Raw genomic sequence first — 18,446 nt, forward strand, 5'->3', positions numbered from 1 at the left:
CGAAGAAAGCACCCCCATTAACCTGGGGTCAAGGGTGACCGACCAGTTGCGACAAAACTGCGCGGTGACCGCACACCGGGGTCGAGGTTTTATGTGCCTGCGGACAGTTTTCGCGTGGACGTTAAGTGCCGTTACACGCCACGACCTGCGACGACACGATCGCGCGGGGTCAGCGTTTTTGGCTTAGTATCACAAGTTCGTCCGCCGCGGCAACAGCCCCGCCCGCCGCGAGGAAGGACGCACGCACCGCCTGGGCGGCCTGCCGGTGCACCGGGTTGTCCAGAACGTCGTCCAGCGCCTTGCCGATGTGCTCGGCCCGCGCGTGCGCGAACCGCACCCGCACCCCCGCCCCGGCGCCGACGACCTGCTCGGCCACGATCGGCTGGTCATCGCGGATGGGCGCCACCACCAGCGGCAGCCCCCGGGCCAGCGACTCACACACCGTGTTGTGCCCCGCATGGCACACAACCGCGGCGGCCCGGTCAAGCACCGCCTGCTGCGGCACGGAGTCGCGAACCAGAACATTGTCCGGAACCTCGACCCCAGCGAACACATCCCCCGGCGCGACCACCACAGCGGAAACCCCCGGCCGATCACCGACGGCGGCGACACACTCCCGCAGGAACCGCCCACCCGCGTCGGCGTTCAACGTCCCCAGGGTGACCAGCACCAACCGCCGCTCAGAATCCAACCAGGACCATGGAAACCCAGAGTCCACAGCCTCTTCACGGGCGACCGGCCCAACAAACCGCAGCGGCCCACCAGGGATCGCCACATCCCCGACCAGCGCGGGCGTCGTGAACCCCAGCACCAGATGCGGCGAGAACCGAAGATCCCCTTCAGCCCCCGAATCCCCGAACCGCCCACGCAGCGCGGAAAGCTGCTCGGCAACCCGTTCGGCAACAGCGGGCATGGCAGCCAGCGGATCAGTGAACTCACTGGAAGTGGTAGCGGACGTGGCCCACGGAACCCCCACCCGCTCAGCGACCAACGCCCCCGCGAACGCCTGCTGGTCCACAACCACAACATCGGGCCGCCCTTGGGCAATCGCCTGCTCAACCCCAGGCACCATCGCCTCGGCAAGGGGAACAAGCACGTCATCCCAGAGAAACTTCAAAGCGGCGAACCCGCGAGCCTGCGCAGGCCGCTCGGCAACCGGAGCACCAGCACACGGATAGACGACAGAACCGCTGGGCAGCAACCGCCCCAACAACTCCGGGTCACCCGCCCAGGCAACCGAGTGCCCCCGCCGCGACAACTCAGCAGCCACACCAACCATCGGATTGATGTGACCGGCAAACGGAGGCACAACCACCAAGAACCGGCTCACCGCCCCACCTGCCAAGCCGCGCCAACGCCCGCCAATCGAGCAGACCCCGCAACCCAGCCCGCAGCGGACCCCCGAGCAGCCCCGCCCGGAGCAAACCCGGCGGAACTCACGCAGCGGCCCGGTCGTGCAGAGCGTTCACCCAGCCGAGAACCATGTCCCGCACAGTCCGATGCCGCTCCACCAGCACCGAATGGTTCTGCCCGTCGATGACCTCGGTCCGGCAGTCCGGCAGCAACGACTCCACAGCCGTCAGATCATCACTCTGGAACCCTTCACTGCCCAAAATGGACAGCACCGGGCACGTGATCGAAGCCAGTTCCGCAGAGCTCAGCAACGGCCCCTGAGGCACCTCTTCCACGATGCTCGTGGCCCGGATCATCGCCGCCGCCGCCTTCGCCAGCCGGGCGTGGTGGCTGCCGAAGGTCTCCGCCAGCCAGCGCAGGTTCTCCTCGTTGTCCATCTCCGCCACGACGATTTCCAGCGTGCGGCCCATCTTCTCCGCCCACGGCTCGGTGGCGGGCTCGGCCTCGATGGAGACGATGCTGCGCACCCGCCCGGGGTGCCGCGCGGCGAAGCTGAACGCGATCGTGCCGCCGAAGCTGTTGCCGACCAGGTGGACGGGCTGGTGAATGCCGTTCAGGTCGAGCAGTTCAGTCAGGTCGTCGACGAAGTCCGACAGCCGGTACCCGGTCGCAGGCCGCTCGGTGCGGCCGTGCGCGCGGAGGTCGTAGGTGAAGACCTCCATGCCCGCCTCGGCGAACGGCGCGGCCAGGGTCAGGTAGAAGCTGGCCAGGCTGTCGTAGCCGAGGCCGTGGACGAACACCACGACCGGCGGGGACGCCGAGCGCGGGTTCTTCGCGGGCATCCGCTGGTAGTGCGTGCGGATGCCCCTGACCTCGATCATCGCCACGGCTCAGCGTCCCGCCGTCGCGTCGACAACGAAGTCAACGAGCAGGCCGACGCGCAGGGCGATGACCTGGTCGAGGTCAAGCTCGGCGAGGAACGCGGCGAGGTTGACCTGCTCGCCGTAGCGCTCGCTGAGCATCGCGGCCACCGCGACGAGGTCGATGCTCTCCAGCCCGAGGTCGTCGTGGAAGCTGGTGTCCTCGGTGATCTCGGTGTCGTCGAGGCCGTACTGGTCGAGCACCTTCTCCAACATGCCGCGGATCTCGTCGAGGACCTCCGCGCGCGCGGGGGACTGCTGTGCCGTCTCGGTCACCTGGGAAATGGTCACTGGAAACGCTCCCTCTGGGTGTCACGTGCCGCCGTCCAGGCGACGATGTACTGCCGATCCGGCAGCCCCGCCGGGCTGCCGACCAGTTCGGTGTCCGCCCTGACACCGCCGACGGCGGCGCGCGCGTCGGCCTCAGCCGCCGCGACGCTCCGCTGCCCCACCTCGACCACCGCGACGGCGAGCGGAGTCGCCGCCGGTTCGGACACCAGCGCGACGCCGATCTCGCGGCAGGTCGCCACGGCCAAGTCGAGGGCGGGCAAGACTAACCCTTCCCTGCCGACCGCGACCATCCGGCCGTCCGCGTCCTCGCGGATCTCGATCTCGGCCGGGAACAGCGGGCCGAATCCGCTGTCCCACAACTTGCCCCGCACCGCGTCCTTGAGCACAACGCGGGCGAGCAGCCACTGCCTGCGCTCGCGCGGCGGGCAGCTCTCGTACTCGGCCCGTTCGGCCGAGCCGAGGTATTTGCGCAGGTAGAACTCCCGGGAGGCCAGCGTCGGCCAGCGCTCGGCGGCGACCCACCAGCCGCGCTCGTGCCGGTCGGACAAAGCGCTGGTCTCCGGGAAGCGGTGCACGGCGCTGGTCTTGGGGTCGCTGTCGAACCGGTGGTCGGTCCAGCCGGTGATCGACACCAGGGTCTGGTCGCCGCTGCTGACCTGCAGGTCGGCGCGCAACTCGCGCTCATCGATGGCGGCGATCCGGATCGCGCTCTCGACCGCCGTGCCCGCCGTGGGCGGCGCGGCGTGGAAGCGGATGCGGGCGATCGACACCGGGAACGCGATCCACCGCTGCGGGTGGCATTCCACCAGCCAGTGGCCGATGACGTGGCCCGCGTTGTCCAGCAGCGCCCCTGGCGCGCTGGGCACGGTGATCTCGGCGCGGGCGGCGTGCGGGGCGACGCCCACGGTGCGGGTGACGCCCTGGTAGGCCGGGCCGTGGAAAAGCCAGCGCTCTTCGTACAGGCGGGCGGCGGTCACCGTGGGCTGCCGCTCGTCGGCGGGCTCCTCCCAGACCGGCGGCCCGGACGGGTAGTCGTCGGCGAACACCACGATCCCGTCGGCGTAGTCGCCGAGGCGGACCTGCACCCGGTCGCGGTCGATCCGCCGCACGCGCACCGGCACCCGCTGCTCGGGCGCGGCGACCAGCCAGCGGTGCAGCCGCACGTCGTCGACGCCGACGGCGACCCGGTCGGTGATAAGGTCCTGGGCGAAGCGCATCAGGTGCCAGACGACGGTGGTGGCGGGGACCACCGGCCGCAGGTCGGACTCGTCGCGCCAGCCGGGGCGCTGGTGGGCGAAGCAGTGGTCGAGCAGGTAGGGCATCTCGCTGGTGGAGACCACCAGTTCGGTGGTCGCCCCGGGCGGCGTGGACGAGGCGAGCACAGCGGGCCCACGCGCGGCCGCGGCCGATCCGAGCCCCCTCGGCCGACCGACCGCGGGTGGCGCGGTCCTCGGCGCGGCCGGGGTCGGCCGGGACCCGGCAGGGCCTGCGCCGGACGCGGTCGGGGTCGCGGTGGGGCGGGCGGCCACCGGATCAGGAGCGGCCACGGAACGGTGGGCGACAGTCGAATTGTGGCCGGACGCGACGGGCGCCGCTTGGGCGGCGGCGAGCACGGCGGCCACCGACTCGGCGGTCTCGCGAACCAGGGCGGCGAGTTCGGGCAGCGCGGGGAAGCGGCCTGCCAGGGCGGCGAGCTGGTCGAGCGCGCCGACCGGCGTCGGCTCCGGCCGCGCGGCGGGCGCGGAGCGGCGAGGCCGCGCGCCCCCTGGGGCCGGGGCGACTGGAGCCGGGGACCTGGGCGCGGGGGCCGGGGTGGGCGGCGCCGAGACTCCGGGGAGCTGGCCGGCAGGCGCTTCTGGCGCCGGGTGCCAGGGCTCCGGAGCGGGAGACGCGGTGCGTGCCGCCGGAGCCGTGGTTCCCTGGGCCATGATCCCCGGCAGGGGCGAGCCCTCGGACGCCGCGGCGGTCGAGTCCGCGGGGGCGGGGGCTTCCGGGGCCGGGGCTTCCGGGGTGGCGGCTTGGCCTGCGACGGTCACGGCCTCGGCGGGGTCGAGGGCGGTGAAGTCGGGGGCGGCGCCCTCGGTCCACAGGGCCAGGGCGGCGCGGCGCAGTTGCAGCATCCCGGTCGAGCGGCCTGCGTTGGCGGCCACGGTCAGGTGGTCGTGCTCGCGCAGGGTGTCGTCGATGAGCGAGCCGAGTTGGCCGGGGCCGGCCTGGACGAACGCGCGGACGCCGGAGTCGTGCAGGGCCATGGCCAGGGCGCGGAAGCGGACCGGTTCCAGCAGGTGCCGGACGCACAGTTCCCGCGCGGCGCCCTCGTCCACCGGGAATGGGCTCGCGGTGGTCGCCGACCACACCGGCACCGCGGGCGGGTGCAGGCGCAGGCTGGGCACGCCGCTCTCCCGGAACGGGGCCAGGTAGGGGGCGAGCATCGGGGTGTGGAAGCCGGAGCGGAACGGCATGACCTGGCAGATCACGGCCTTGGCGCGCAGGTCGTCCACGACGCCCTTGACCGCTTCCGCCGGTCCGCACACCACCGTCTGGTTCGTGGAGTTCTCGTGCGAGACGACGACCCCGGCCACCCCGTCGACGGCCTCGGCGGCGCGGTCGGCAGGGCAGCCCAGCACGGCGAACTCGACGCCGGGCACGCGCAGCGCGTCCAGGTCGATCCTGGTCAGCATCTCCTCGAAGTCGGCGGCGGCGAACATGCCCCCGGCGATCATCGCGGTCCACTCCCCCACGCTGTGCCCGGCCACGATCGCCGGGGTGATCGCGAGCTTGCGCAGCGCCGCGTCCATGAGCCTGCCGACGTTGATGACCGCGGCGCCGTGCCTGCCCAGGGTCTCGACGCTCAGGTCGGGGACCGGCACGCCCAGCCACTGCGCGACGTCGGCGACCGCAGGGTCGAACTCGGCCTCCAAGCCGGGGAACAGGAACGCGATGCTCGTGCCCGGCGCGCCCAGCAGCGGGTCCGGGCTGAACCACAGGTCCTTGCGGCCGCGCCAGGCGCGGCCCTTGCCGACCACGCGGCGGGCGAGGTCGATCCGCTCGGGGGTGGGGTCGAGCAGCGCCAGGCGCGGACCGGGCACCCGCGCGGGCGCGGCGGCGAGCAGGTCCTCCAGCGGACGGGCCAGCAGCTCGGTCAGCGCCGCCGGGGACGCGGCGCCGAGCAGGAGCTGGCGGACACCGGGGGAACGGGCCATCCGCCTCACCACCCCGACGCCGTGTAGACCACCGACCGCACCTCGGGCGAGCCCCAGGCCAGCTCGGAGAGCAGGGCGGCGACGCCGTCGGCAGGGGAGATCAGCTTGACGCCGCGCTCGGCGTAGCTGCGGCCGAGTTCCACGCTGACCATGCCGCCGTGCTGCTCGTCGGGGGCCCACGGTCCCCAGTGGACGGTCAGGGCCCGGTGGCCGGTGCGCTTCGACCACGCCGCGCCCAGCACGTCGAGCGCGTCGTTGGCCGCCGCGTAGTCGGCCTGGCCGCGGTTGCCCAGGGCGGCGGCGATGCTGCCGAAGGACACCACGAACCGGGGCGCGGCGCTGACGTCGTCGAGGCCTGCGAGCAGGGCGGCGAGGCCGTCGACCTTGGTGGCGAAGACCCGCCGGAACGACTCGGGGTCCTTCTCGGCGATGAGCTTGTCCTCGATGACGCCCGCGGCGTGCACCACGGCGTCGATGCGCCCGTGCTCGGCGTGGATCTGCTTGACCAGGCGGCGCACCGCGTCCGGGTCGCGCACGTCCAGCGCGTGCAGGTTGGCCTCGCTGCCCAGGCGGCGCAGGCCTGCCAGGGTCGCGTTCACCTCGCGGCGGGCGAGGATGTCGCGGGCCGCGCGGTCGATGGCCGCGGGCCCGGTGTGCCCGAGACCGGCGAGGGCCTTGCGCAGCCCGGCGAGGTCGTGCGCGGCCGCGGTGGCCGGGTGCTCCGGCTCGGTGGCCGGGCCGGTGCGGCCCGCCAACTCGATCTTGCAGCCGGTCGCGGCGGCCAGCGCGCGGGCGACCTGCGCGGTGATGCCGCGGGCGCCGCCGACGAGCAGGACCACGGAGTCCGCGCTCAGCCCCATCGCCTCGGCCTCGGCGACGCCGGGGCCCGCGGGCCCGGAGCCGGTCATGGCCAGCGCGCCGAGCGGGGTGGGCACCAGGTCGAACGCCTGGCGGGTCGCCGAGCGCACCACCACCGGCTCCGCGCCGGGGGTGAGCAGCTCCTCGATCACCGCGGCGGCGGCCGAGTAGTCGTCGGCGGGGAAGCCCTCGAACTCGACCAGCCGGGACATGGTGTCCGGGTACTCCCGGCGCAGCGTCCGGAAGAAGCCGCGCAGCCCTGCGGTGCGCAGCGGGTCGCCGTGGGCGGCGGCCAGCAGCCAGCGCGGGCGGCGCTCCAGCACCGAGCGGAACATCGGGAACGCGGCGGGCAGCAGCGGCTCGTCGCCCGAGGGCAGGCAGATCAGCCCGTCGACGCGGTCGACCCACTCGGCGAGCTCGGGCAGGCCCGGCAGCGGCATGGCGAGCGCGCCGCGCGCCGAGAGCTGCCCGGCAAGCTCCTCCACCAGGTCGGGGGTGCCGCCCGCGATGAGCAGGGTCGCGCCGAACAGCGCGCCCGGGTCGTCCGATGGTGTGCCGGGGGCGTCGACCAGCCCCAGGACGTAGCGTCCCGGCGCTTCACCGCGCACGACCGGCCCGGTCGCCGTCTTGGGGGCGGCTGCGGTCGGCGCGGGAGCGGCGGCCTTGGGGGTGGCGGTGAGCAGGTCGGCGAGGGCTGCGGCGGTGCGGGCCCGGACCAGCTCGTCGAGGTCGGCCGTGCTGCCCAGCCGGGCGGCCAGGTCGCCCGCGATCTCGGTCCGCTTGATGGAGTCGACACTCAGGTCGGCTTCGAGGTCCAGGCTCGGGTCGATCATGTCGGCGGGGTAGCCGGTGCGCTCGGCGATCACGGCGACGACGGTCGAGAGGGCGTCGCCCTTCGGCGCGGCGGGCGCGGCCGGGGCGGCCGAGCGGGGCGCGAGCAGGTCGGCCAGCTCAGCGGCGGTGCGGGCTCGCACCAGCGCCTCGACGTCGACGCCGCTGCCGAGCCGGGACACCAGCTCGCCCGCGATCTCGGTCCGCTTGATCGAATCCACGCTCAAGTCGGCCTCAAGATCGAGACTCGGGTCGATCATGTCAGCCGGGTAACCGGTCCGCTCAGCGATCAGACCGACCACAGTGGACAGGACATCCACCGCGGGAGCCGACTGAGATTCCTGGGCGGGAGCGAGCAATCCTGCCAGCTCGGCAGCCGTGCGCGCCCGCACCAAGTCCTCGACGTTCGCCGAACCACCGAGCCGCGACACCAGCTCACCGGCGATCTCGGTCCGCTTGATCGAATCGACACTCAGGTCGGCCTCAAGATCCAAGCCCGGGTCGATCATGTCAACGGGGTAACCGGTGCGCTCCGCGATGAGACCCACCACAGTGGACAGAACGTCCACCACGACGGCCTGCTGAGCCGGGTGGCCCGGGGCGAGCAAGCCCGCCAGCTCGGCAGCCGTGCGCGCCCGCACCAGGTCCTCGACGTTCGCCGAACCACCGAGCCGCGACACCAGCTCACCGGCGATCTCGGTCCGCTTGATCGAATCCACGCTCAAGTCGGCCTCAAGATCGAGACTCGGGTCGATCATGTCAGCCGGGTAACCGGTCCGCTCAGCGATCAGACCCACCACAGTGGACAGAACGTCCACCGTCTGGGCCTGCTGTCCGGCGACCGGGGCAGGCTGGGGTCCCTGGGCGGGGGCGAGCAGCGCGGCCAGCTCGGCCGCCGTGCGGGCCCGGACCAGCGACTCGACGTCCACCGCGCTGCCCAGTCGGGCGGCGAGTTCGCCCGCGATCTCGGTGCGCTTGATGGAGTCGACGCTCAGGTCTGCTTCGAGGTCCAGGCCAGGGTCGACCATGTCGGCCGGGTAACCCGTCCGCTCCGCTATCAGACCCACCACAGTGGACAGAACGTCGGCCGGGCGGGCGGCGGGGGCAGGCGTGCCGAGTGCGGGCCGCTCCGCCGGGGTCAGGGCGGGAGCGGTCGGCGCGGGGGCCGCGCCGAGGTAGCCGAGCAGCACGTCGCGCTGGGCGGTGATCATCTCGCGGCTGGTGCGCAGGAAGTCGGCGACCATCTCGTCGCGGGTGCTCGCCGGAGCCGGGGCGGGGCCCGCGGCGGACAGGGTCGCGATCCGCTTGGCCGGGGCGAGGCCGCCCGGGATGACCTTGCCGTCCGCGGTGCGGACCAGGTGCCCGTCGACCGTCCACCCCGGTCGGGCGGGTGGGGTCAGCGTGCTGACGTCCTGGGCGCCGCGGGCGGCGACGAGCCAGCCGGTGCGCAGCGGGACGCCCGCGACGGCGAGGCGGGCCAGCGCGTGCAGGAAGCCGGGCAGCCCGGCGTCGCGGGTCGGCTCGATCGGGATCACGGTGTGCGGGCGGTCGCCGAGGATCTCGCGGACCAGGTTGGTGAGCACCCGGCCCGGACCCGCTTCCAGGAACACCCGGGCGCCGTCGGCGTACATGTTCTCGATCTGCTCGCAGAACTTCACCGCCCCGGTGACCTGGGAGGCCAGTTCGGCGCGGATGCCCTCGGCGTCGCCGACGTAGGGCTTGGCCAAGCGGTTGCCCCACACCGGGACGCGGGGCGCTGCGAACGACCGCGAGGCCAGCTCACTGGCGAACGCGTCGCTCGCGCCCGCGATGACCGGGCTGTGGAACGCGCAGGCCACGTCAAGGCGCTTGGCCGAGATCCCGGCCGCGCGCAGCGCCGCGACGGCTTCCTCGACCATCGAGGTCGGGCCGGACACGACGATCTGGCGGGGCGCGTTGTGGTTGGCGATGACGACCCGGTTCGCGAGCCGGGCGCCGTCGAGGACGCTCTCCACGGTGGGCCGGTCGGCGGAGACCGCGGCCATCGCGCCCGCGTCGTCGCCTGCGGCGGCGAGGATCGTGCGGGCCCGCACCGCGCTCAGCGCGACCAGGTCGCGCGGGTCGAGGGAGCCCGCGGCGGTCAGGGCGACAAGTTCGCCGTAGCTGTGCCCGGCGTACATGTCGGCCTCGACGCCGACCTTGGTCAGCAGTTCGTGCACGGCCAGGCCGGTGACGCCGAGGGCGGGCTGGGCCATCCGGGTGTCGCGCAGCCGGTCGCGCTGGGCGTCGGCGGTGGCCTGGTCGAACGCGGCGGGCGGGAACATCGCCGCGGCGATCTCGCCGCGCCCGGCGAAGCGGGCCAGGTCGGGGAAGGCGACGAACAGGTCCGAGAGCATCCCCGGCCGCTGGCTGCCCTGGCCGGGGAACAGCACGGCCAGCTTGCCCCGCGGCTGCTCACCGGTCACCCGGTACAGCCCCGCCTTCGGGTCGCTCTCCCCCGCCAGCGCGCGCCGCAGCAGCGTCTGGAGGTGGTCGAGGTCTTCCGCGACGACGGACACGCGGACCGGCGCGACCTCGCGGTCGGCGCGGGCGGCCGCGGTGCGGGCCAGGTCCCGCAGCGTCCACGGGTTTCCGCTGGCGGCGTTCGCGGTGACGCTTTCCAGCAGCCGCTCGATCTGCCGGTGCGCGGCGGCGTCGTCCGCGCCGCGGAAGGTGAACAGCTCGGCGGGCCAGCGCCGCAGGCCGCGGCGGGTGAACGCGGCCGAGGCGTGCCCGGTCATGACGACGTGGAAGTTCGTGCCGCCGAAGCCGAACGCGCTGACCCCGGCGACCCGCTCGGTGGCCTCGCGCAGCCACGGCGACGCGGCGCTCAGGAACGCGAACGGGCTGGTGGCGTCCCACGCCGGGTTGGGCTCGGTGACGTGCAGGGTGGGCGGGCGGACGCCGGTGTGCAGCGCCATCGCCGACTTGATCAGCCCGGCCAGCCCGGCCGCGCACTTGGTGTGCCCGATCTGGGACTTGACCGACCCGACGACGCACGAGCCGGGCCGCGCGCCCGCCTCGGTGAACACCTCGGTCAGCGTCTGCAACTCGGTGCGGTCGCCGACGACGGTGCCGGTGCCGTGCGCCTCGACCAGGTCGACCTCGGCGGGCGAGACGCGCGCGTTGGCGTAGGCGCGGTCCAGCGCGCGGCGCTGGCCTTCCTTGCGCGGCGCGGTCAGGCCGAGGGCCTTGCCGTCGCTGGCGCTGCCGACGCCGCGGATCACCGCGTAGACGCGGTCGCCGTCGTGCTCGGCGTCGGCGAGGCGCTTGAGCACCACGCACGCCACGCCCTCGCCGAGGGCGATGCCGTCGGCGTTCGCGTCGAAGGTGCGGCACGCGCCGGTCGCGGACAGCGCGCCGACGGAGGAGAACAGCAGGTAGTCGTCGATGGCGTTGTGCAGGTCGGCGCCGCCGCACAGCATCAGGTCCGCGGTGCCCGCGGCCAGTTCCTTGCACGCCACGTCCACCGCGGCCAGCGACGACGCGCAGGCGGCGTCGACGGTGTAGTTGACCGCGCCGAGGTCGAGGCGGTTGGCGATGCGCCCGGAGATGACGTTGGCGAGCCTGCCGGGGAACGAGTCCTCGGTCAGCTTGGGCAGCTGGGCGTCCAGCTCGGCGGGCACCTGGTCCACATAGGACGGCAGGACCATGCGCAGGGTCGCCGCGGTGGACAGGTCGCTGCCCGCCTCCGCGCCGAACACCACGCCCGCGCGCTCGCGGTCGAACCCGCCCTCGGCGTACCCGGCGTCCACCAGGGACCGGTGCGCGGCTTCCAGCGCGAGCAGCTGCACCGGCTCGATGGCGGCGAGCGCGGCGGGCGGGATGCCGTAGCGCAGCGGGTCGAACGGCACCGGGTCGAGGAAACCGCCCCACTTCGACGGGGTGGCGTCGCCGGAGCCGCGGGTGGCGGCCGGGTCGTAGTAGGTCGCGGCGTCCCAGCGCCGCGGCGGGACCTCGGTGACGCAGTCGGCGTTGCCGACGATGTTGGCCCAGAACGAGGCCAGGTCGGGCGCGCCGGGGAACAGGCAGGCCATGCCGACGACGGCGACGTCCAGCGGCTGCGGGGCGGGGCGCTGCGGCCGGGCCTTGCCGAGGACGGCGCGCAGCCGGGTCGCCCGGTCGCGGTGGAACTCGGCGGCGCGGGCGGTGACGTCCTGGTGCAGCTCGGCGACGGTGGTGACCGCGTCGCGCAGCATCGCGACCTGGCCCGCCATGAACAGGCCCTGGTCGAGCACGCCAGCCTCGTCCACCGCGACGAGCTCGGGGCCCTCGCGGCGCAGGCCCTTGCTGGCGATGCGCAGGCGGCCGGTGTTGAGCTTCTCCAGCTCCTCCCACACCTCGCGCTGCGGCACGCCGCGGTCGAGCAGCTCGCGGCCGGTGGCCTCGAACGCGTCGACGAACGGGCTCGGCACGCAGCGGGTGGCGTGGCCGGGGGCGGTGTGCAGCAGCGCGGTCCGCTCCGCGGCGACGACCTGCCGCTGGAAGGTGGCGGTCACCGCGCCGTGGGTGACGGCCTCTTCGGTGAACAGGTAGCCGGTGCCCATGAGCACGCCCACGGCGGCGCCGCGGTCGTGCAGCGGGGCGGCCAGCGCGGACACCATGGCCGCGGAGCGGGCGTCGTGGACGCCGCCCGCGAACAGGATCTGCACTCCCGCGATGTCCGCGCGGTCGCGCAGCACGTCGAGCTGCGCCTGCCACAGGGTGAAGCTGGTGCGCGGGCCGACGTGGCCGCCGCACTCGGCGCCCTCGAAGACGAACCGGCGCGCGCCCGCGTCGAGGAACTGCGCCAGCAGGCCAGGGGACGGCACGTGCAGGAAGGTCGCGATGCCGACGTCCTCCAGGGCCTTGGCCTGGTCGGGGCGCCCGCCCGCGATCAGCGCGACCGGGGGCCGCAGCTCCTCGATGACCGCGAGCTGCGCCGAGCGGATCTCCGGCGGGGCGAACCCGAGCACGCCGACGCCCCACGGCCGCGCGCCCAGCGCGGCGGCGGTCTCGGTCATCATCGTGCGGGTCTGCTCGCCGGAGGCCAGCGCCAGCGCCAGGAACGGCAGGCCGCCCTCCCCGGCGACGGCCGCGGCGAACCCGGCGCGGTCGCTGACCCGCGTCATCGGGCCCTGCGCGACCGGCAGCGCGGTGCCCAGCGCGCGGGCCAGCGGCGACCCGGAGCCCAGGACCGGCGTCCGGTCGGCGCGGACGGCCTCGTGCACCGCGGCCAGCACGCCCGCCACGGCGCGCGCGACGGTGCCGAAGCGGTTGAGGAACGCGGTGGCCAGGTAGGCGTCCTGCCCGACCGGCAGGTGCCCGGTCGCGGGCGCGCGGCGCGGCAGCAGCCGCTGACCGTCGATCACCACGGTGTCGGTGCCGTCGCTGGTGGCCAGCGCGGCGGTGAGGTCGTCGGGCACGTCGGCTTCGGGCAGCAGCGCGAGCTGCGTGTCCAGCACGACGCCCGCCGCACCGCCGACGATGGCAGCGGCGGCGGTGTCCGGGCCGATGCCGCCGCACACCCACACCGGCAGCGCCAGCTCGGGCTCGGCCAGAAGCTGTTGCAGCAGAACGAAAGCGCCGGACTCGCCGACGCGCCCGCCCGCCTCGTTGCCGCGGGCGACGACGCCGTCGGCGCCCATGGCCGCCGCGGTCAGCGCCTCGGCGACCGAGGTGACCTCGACCAGCACGAAGTAGCGGTCCGGGACCTCGCTGACCGACCAGGGCGCGCCCCAGCCGAGCAGCACGACCTCCACCTGGTCGGCGGTCGGGCCGAGGATCGCGGCCACGTCGTCGAAGCCGAGCGCGCACCCGGCGGGCACGCGCAGGCCGAACGGCCTGCCCGAGGGCCAGCCCGCTGCGCGGGTCAGCGCCGCCCGCGCGCGGTGGTCGCCCGCGCCCAGGTCGAGGACACCGAGCCCGCCCGCGGCGCTCACCGCGCCGCAGAGCCCGGCGCAGGGTTGTCCCGCCGGTCCCACGCCGAGAACCAGTTCGGGGCGCTCGCCGCGCGCTGCCATGACGCCTCCGTCGGTCATCGGGTCTTCGTCTCTGGAGAACGGCGCAAGCTCGCGATCCAGCTGTCCGGGTCCGCCGCCTTGCGCGCGTGCATCTCGCCGACCTCCGCGTGCGGGAGGATCAGGAACCGCTCCTCCGCCATGCCCGCGACCGCCGCGTCGGCGACGTCGGCCGCCTCCAGCAGCGGGGCGAACTCGGCCACCGCGCGGGCCGCCGGGTGGCCCGCGGCCACGCCGGGCATGAGGAAGTCGGTGCGCACGCCCATCGGGCACAGCGCGCTCACGCCGATGCCGAGGTGGCCGTAGGTGTAGGCCAGCCACTCCGCCAGCGCCACCGCCGCGTGCTTGGTGACGGTGTAGGGCGCGTCCGACGGCAGGCCGAGCAGGCCGACGGCGGACGCGGTGATCAGCAGGTAGCCGCCGCGGCGGCGCGACATCCCGGGCACGGCGGCCTGCGCGAGGTGCACGTGCGCCAGCACGTTGACCGACCAGGACTTCGCCCACTGGGCCTCGCCCGCGTGCAGGCCGAGCCCGGTGGCGACCCCGGCGTTGGAGCAGATGATGTCGGCGGCCTCGTGGTCGCGCTCGGCCCTGGCGATCAGCTCGCGGCACTGGGCCGGGTCGCTCACGTCCGCGTGGACGGCGACCGCGGTCACGCCGCGCGCGCGCACGCGTTCGGCGACCTCGGTCGCGGCGGCGAGATCGATGTCGGAGACCACGACCGCCCGGGGGGAGTCGGCGGCCAGCCGCAGGGCCAGAGCGGCGCCGATGCCATGGCCCGCTCCGGTGACGACCACCGTTTTACCCGGTGCTTTCATGCCATTCCTCCGACCGGAGTCAATTTCCTGACCCGCCACTTGGCGCCGCGTGCGGGCCGAGGAGTTTCCGGCGCCTGCCGGCCGAAGTTAGAATGCGCACTAAGGCACAGTCAAGCCGGCCCCTCGAACTTCGCACCGCTCACCGAGTTTCCCCAGGGTGACTTGTGCCGTTGTGAGTGTTTCAGCCGGACGGAGCAGCGGCGCTACCGGGGGCGGGAAACCCCATGCGGAACCCGGGAAACCATGTCATACCAGGCTAGAGGCAGGGCAACCGCACCTGGGCCCGGGCCGCCGGGGGTCGGCAGGCCCCGCGGCGCCGTTGCCGGGGAGTGTGCGAACCGTGACAACTTCGACACCGGCGCCGACCCCGACAGGCCGTGTCGCATACCACAACTAACGCCGCCGACACGAAAGCCCTGGGCATCGCATTCTGCCCCCGCTTTCACCATTCGTCCTACGGCCATAACGTGAATAATATGCCCGAGAACGTGAAAAAAAGTCAGCCGGTGCAGTTCGAGGTGGCAGGCCGCTCAGCGAAGCGCTCGGTCATCCAGGCGAGCGCGTCCCGGTTGCCGGTGTAGACCAACGTGAAGTGATCAGACCGGTACTCCCGGTATCGCACGGCCACCCCCCGCGCGCACAGGTCCGCGCGCAGCGCCCGCGCCCGCGCGACCGGCGCCAGGTCGTCCTGCTCCGCGTGGTACTGGTAGACCGGCACCGGAAGCGGCGCGCCGCCCAGCCTGTTCTCCTCGGCCCTGGCCTGCCAGGACGGGGAGCGCAGCGGGTCGGCGGTCGTGTAGTCGGCCAGCTTCTTGCCCGACCAGGTGGTGAGCAGCTCCAGCGTGCAGGCGTCGCGCTCGATGTCGGCGAAGGCGGCCGCGCCCGCGTCGGTGAGGTAGTCCCGCAGCCGCAGGTCCGGGTAGGCCCTGTCCAGGCCGATCAGCGAGGAGAACAGCAGGCCGGAGGCCTTCGCGCCGTCCATGCCGGGCGCGAGCGCGGTGAGGCCGGCAGGCACGCCGCCACCCACGACGCCGACAAGCCTGAGCTCCGGGGCGTAGGCGGGCTGCGACCGCCCGGCCCACAGCGCCGCGCCGCCGCCCTGCGAGTAGCCGCGGAACACGACCTTGGCCGCGGGGCTGAGCCCGCCGCCGGGCAGCCGCTGGGCCGCGCGGACCGCGTCGATGACCGCGGCGCCCTCGGACCGGCCCACCGCGTAGGTGGTCGACGGGGTGGGGCGGTAGCCCTCGTAGTCGGTGACGGCCACCGCGTAGCCCGCGGCGAGCAGATCGTTGACGGCCGGCTGCTCGTAAAACGCGCCGATGTCGAGCATGTGCGACGGGGCGCACCGGTACGCCGGGCCGTGCGTGCCCGGCGCGAAGCCCACGATGGGAGCCGAGGCCAAGTCGACGCCCTGGGGCAGCAGGACGGTGCCGGTCACCGCCATCGGATTTCCGAGCGCGTCTGTCGACAGGTACATCACCTGCCACGCGCCGCCACTGCCGCGCACCACGGTCGCCTTCGACGGCCGAGAGCGGATCACATCGCCGGGACGGCCTTCTGGCAACGGGTTCGGCGGAAGGTAAAAGGCGTCTTCTGGGGCGTTTCGCGCGTCGGCGTCAAACGGCGCGTTCTGCGCCTTGGCGGGAGCGTTCTGCGCCTTGGCGGGAGCGTTCTGCGTCTTGGCGGGCATGGCCTGCCCGGACGGCGCCTGCCAGACCGAAACGGCTGCCGTGATCGCGAGCAACGACACCACCGCCACGGCTCGCCTCGGGTTGGGGCGGTTCGGCGAAGCGGTCACCCCGGGGGAAACACCACGTCCGGACTGACTGCGAGAAAAGGGAAACACCGGGGGAATGGTACCTCCTGACCGGAGAAGTTGATCTAGAAGAAGCACACAAAATAAAGGGGCGCACCGCAACGAAGCTGATGAAATCCGCCCCGAAACGCCGGATGCCCGGCGGAGAGGTCTCCGCCGGGCATCCGGATTCAGCTAGCTAGCAGCGATCAGCCGCGGGCCGCGCGGCGACGCTGCCAGAACAGCGCTCCGCCGCCGAGGGCGAGCAGGGCCGCGCCGATGCCCAGGGGCAGCGCGATCGAGGCTCCGGTCGAGGCGAGGCCGCCGCCGCTGCCGCCAGCGGGGGGCGGGCTGCCGTAGTCGGCGGGCGGCGGGTAGTAGCCCGTCGTCGTGGTCACGGTCACCAGCGGCGGCTCAGTGGTCGTCGAAGTCGGCTCGCTCGTGGTCGGCTCGGTGCTGGTGGGCTCCGTGGACGAGGTCACCGAGGTGGACGAGGTGGCCGAGGTCGAGGACGTCGCCGAAGTCGACGAGGACGTCGGCGGCTTGGTCGAAGACGGCGGGGTGGTGCTCGAGGTCGAGGACGGCGGGGTGGTGGAGGACGGCGGGGTGGTGCTGCTGGTGGGGCCGCCGCCACCGCCGACGGTGAAGGTCGCGAGCTTGGTGTCCTGGCCCGGGTCGAGCGTGCACTTGGACTCGAACGTGTGCAGGTCGGTCTCGCTGCCGTCGGCCTTCTTCGGGGTCAGCGTGGTGGTGAAGTCGCCGACCGAGACCGTGGTCTCGCCTGCCTTGGGCACGACCTGGTCGGCCACGGTGCCACCGGCGATGGTGTCGAACGGGCCGGACGCCGGGACGTCGGTCTTCGGGATGATCAGGCCGGGGATCGGGATGTCGAGGGTGTCGCCGCCGTTGACGGCGCGGACCGCGGCGTCCGCGGTGCCCTCGATGGTCTTGGCGCCGATCAGGGTCAGCCCCTGGGTCGCGGTGCCGGGCACGGTGGCCGTCGCCGAGAAGTTCGTCGTCTTGAGGACGCCACCCGCCTGGGCGGGCGGGGTGAGGTCGGCCTGGATGCGCACGGCGAGCTGCTGGGTTCCGATCAGCGGGAACGGGCAGCTGTAGGTGACCTTCTTGTCGACCTTCACCACGTCACCGCCCGCGGGGGGCTCGGTGGTCGAGGTGGTGGTGCTGGTCGGCTCCGAGGTCGTGCTGGTCGGCTCCGAGGTGGTGCTCGTCGGGTCCGAGGTGGTCGACGTCGGGTCCGAGGTGGTGCTGGTCGGCTCCGCGGTCGTGCTCGACGTCGCGCTGGTCGTGGTCGCGCTGGAGGTGGTCGACGTCGGCTGGGGCGAGGTCGTGCCGCCGCCGGGGGCGACGGTGAACTCCAGCAGCTTGGCGTCCTGGCCCGGGTTCATCTTGCAGTCCGAGGTGAACGTCTTGAGGCCGGTCTCGTTGCCGTCGGCCAGCCGCGGGGTCAGCGTCGTGCTGAAGTCGCCCACGACGATCGAGGTGGGGCCCGCCTTCGGGAACGCGGTGGGGACCGTGCCGGAGGCGACCGTGTCGAAGGCGCCGGAGGCGGGCACGTTCGTCTTCGGAATGGTCAGGCCCGGGATGGCGACGGGCAGCGCGATGCCCGCGTTGTTCAGCGTGATGTTCGCGACCGCGGAGCCCTCGATGGTCTTGGCGCCGATCAGCGTCAAGCCCTGGGTCGCGGTGTCGGGAACCGTGGCGGTGGCGGAGAAGTCCTTGGTGGTGATCTCGCCGCCCTCGGTCTCCGGGGCGTTGATCGTCGCCCGGATGCGCACCTGCAAAACCTGGTCGCCGATCAGCGGAAACGGGCAGGTGAAGGCGAGTGTCTTGTCCACCTGCACCGGGGCGGCCGAGCTGGAGCCCGCGGCGACCAGCAGGCCACCCACCACTAATCCCGTCACGCCGACGGCGGAAGCCGCCGCCAGCAGGCGTTTGGAGTTCACGCGAATCCTCATCAATTCTCTTCCGTTCCCATGGGGACCAACCCGGCGACGACAATTCCCATAACCCCGACGCGGCCGTCCGGCGAACAGCAGGTCCGAAGCCCGTTCGCCGTCCCATGTCGAGGTAAGTTCTGGATAACCTCCGCAGGAGACGACACGGGCCGAAACCAACCAGCCACGACAATGCAACTTACCGAGCGGTAAGATGTAATGCAAGTCCCACCGCCGACGCCCAAATAAAGATCCACTTGGCAAATGAGGCGAATTAATCGCACCGCCCTGCGCGACTGGTGACAATTACTACGCAGTGCGGTCAATCGGGTGCGCACAGTGCCAGGACGCCCCGCTCGGCCAGGGGGTTTCACTCGCGCTTCACACCCGAACAGTTGTCATGAT

General features: G+C 73.2%; 8 protein-coding genes. All 8 read right to left on the reverse strand.

Translation table 11 applies throughout. From position 1 onward, the window contains the following. Window positions 1-169 precede the first annotated feature (169 nt). The 8 genes from BLS56_RS28910 to BLS56_RS28945 all read right to left on the reverse strand — a co-directional run bounded on the left by BLS56_RS28910 (window position 170) and on the right by BLS56_RS28945 (window position 18,062). A complete protein-coding gene (locus tag BLS56_RS28910) occupies window positions 170-1,330 on the reverse strand; it encodes a glycosyltransferase (protein ID WP_091457363.1) in 1,161 nt (386 codons plus the stop codon). Between the two features lie 106 nt (window positions 1,331-1,436). After that, a complete protein-coding gene (locus tag BLS56_RS28915; RefSeq protein WP_228772022.1) occupies window positions 1,437-2,234 on the reverse strand; it encodes an alpha/beta fold hydrolase in 798 nt (265 codons plus the stop codon). A gap of 9 nt (window positions 2,235-2,243) precedes the next feature. Next, window positions 2,244-2,549: an acyl carrier protein gene (locus BLS56_RS28920; RefSeq protein ID WP_407640561.1), complete on the reverse strand. Its 306-nt coding sequence runs from the start codon at window positions 2,547-2,549 to the stop codon at window positions 2,244-2,246. Between the two features lie 11 nt (window positions 2,550-2,560). Next, window positions 2,561-5,767 carry an acyltransferase domain-containing protein gene (locus BLS56_RS28925; RefSeq protein ID WP_091457368.1) on the reverse strand — a complete coding sequence of 1,069 codons (3,207 nt, stop codon included), beginning with the start codon at window positions 5,765-5,767 and terminating at the stop codon, window positions 2,561-2,563. Between the two features lie 5 nt (window positions 5,768-5,772). After that, the gene (locus BLS56_RS28930) at window positions 5,773-13,494 is read right to left on the reverse strand and encodes a type I polyketide synthase (protein ID WP_091457370.1); all 7,722 of its coding nucleotides are present in this window, start codon (window positions 13,492-13,494) and stop codon (window positions 5,773-5,775) included. Continuing rightward, window positions 13,491-14,291, reverse strand: coding sequence for an SDR family oxidoreductase (locus tag BLS56_RS28935; RefSeq protein ID WP_091457373.1), 801 nt, complete (start codon window positions 14,289-14,291; stop codon window positions 13,491-13,493). Before BLS56_RS28935 ends, BLS56_RS28930 begins: the two co-directional genes overlap by 4 nt. A gap of 499 nt (window positions 14,292-14,790) precedes the next feature. After that, a complete protein-coding gene (locus tag BLS56_RS28940) occupies window positions 14,791-16,089 on the reverse strand; it encodes a lipase family protein (protein WP_228772023.1) in 1,299 nt (432 codons plus the stop codon). A gap of 206 nt (window positions 16,090-16,295) precedes the next feature. After that, complete coding sequence (locus BLS56_RS28945) at window positions 16,296-18,062, reverse strand: DUF6801 domain-containing protein (protein ID WP_139191057.1); 1,767 nt, start codon at window positions 18,060-18,062, stop codon at window positions 16,296-16,298. Window positions 18,063-18,446 lie beyond the last annotated feature (384 nt).

Origin of the sequence: Actinokineospora iranica, assembly GCF_900101685.1 — a bacterium.
Lineage (GTDB): Bacteria > Actinomycetota > Actinomycetes > Mycobacteriales > Pseudonocardiaceae > Actinokineospora > Actinokineospora iranica.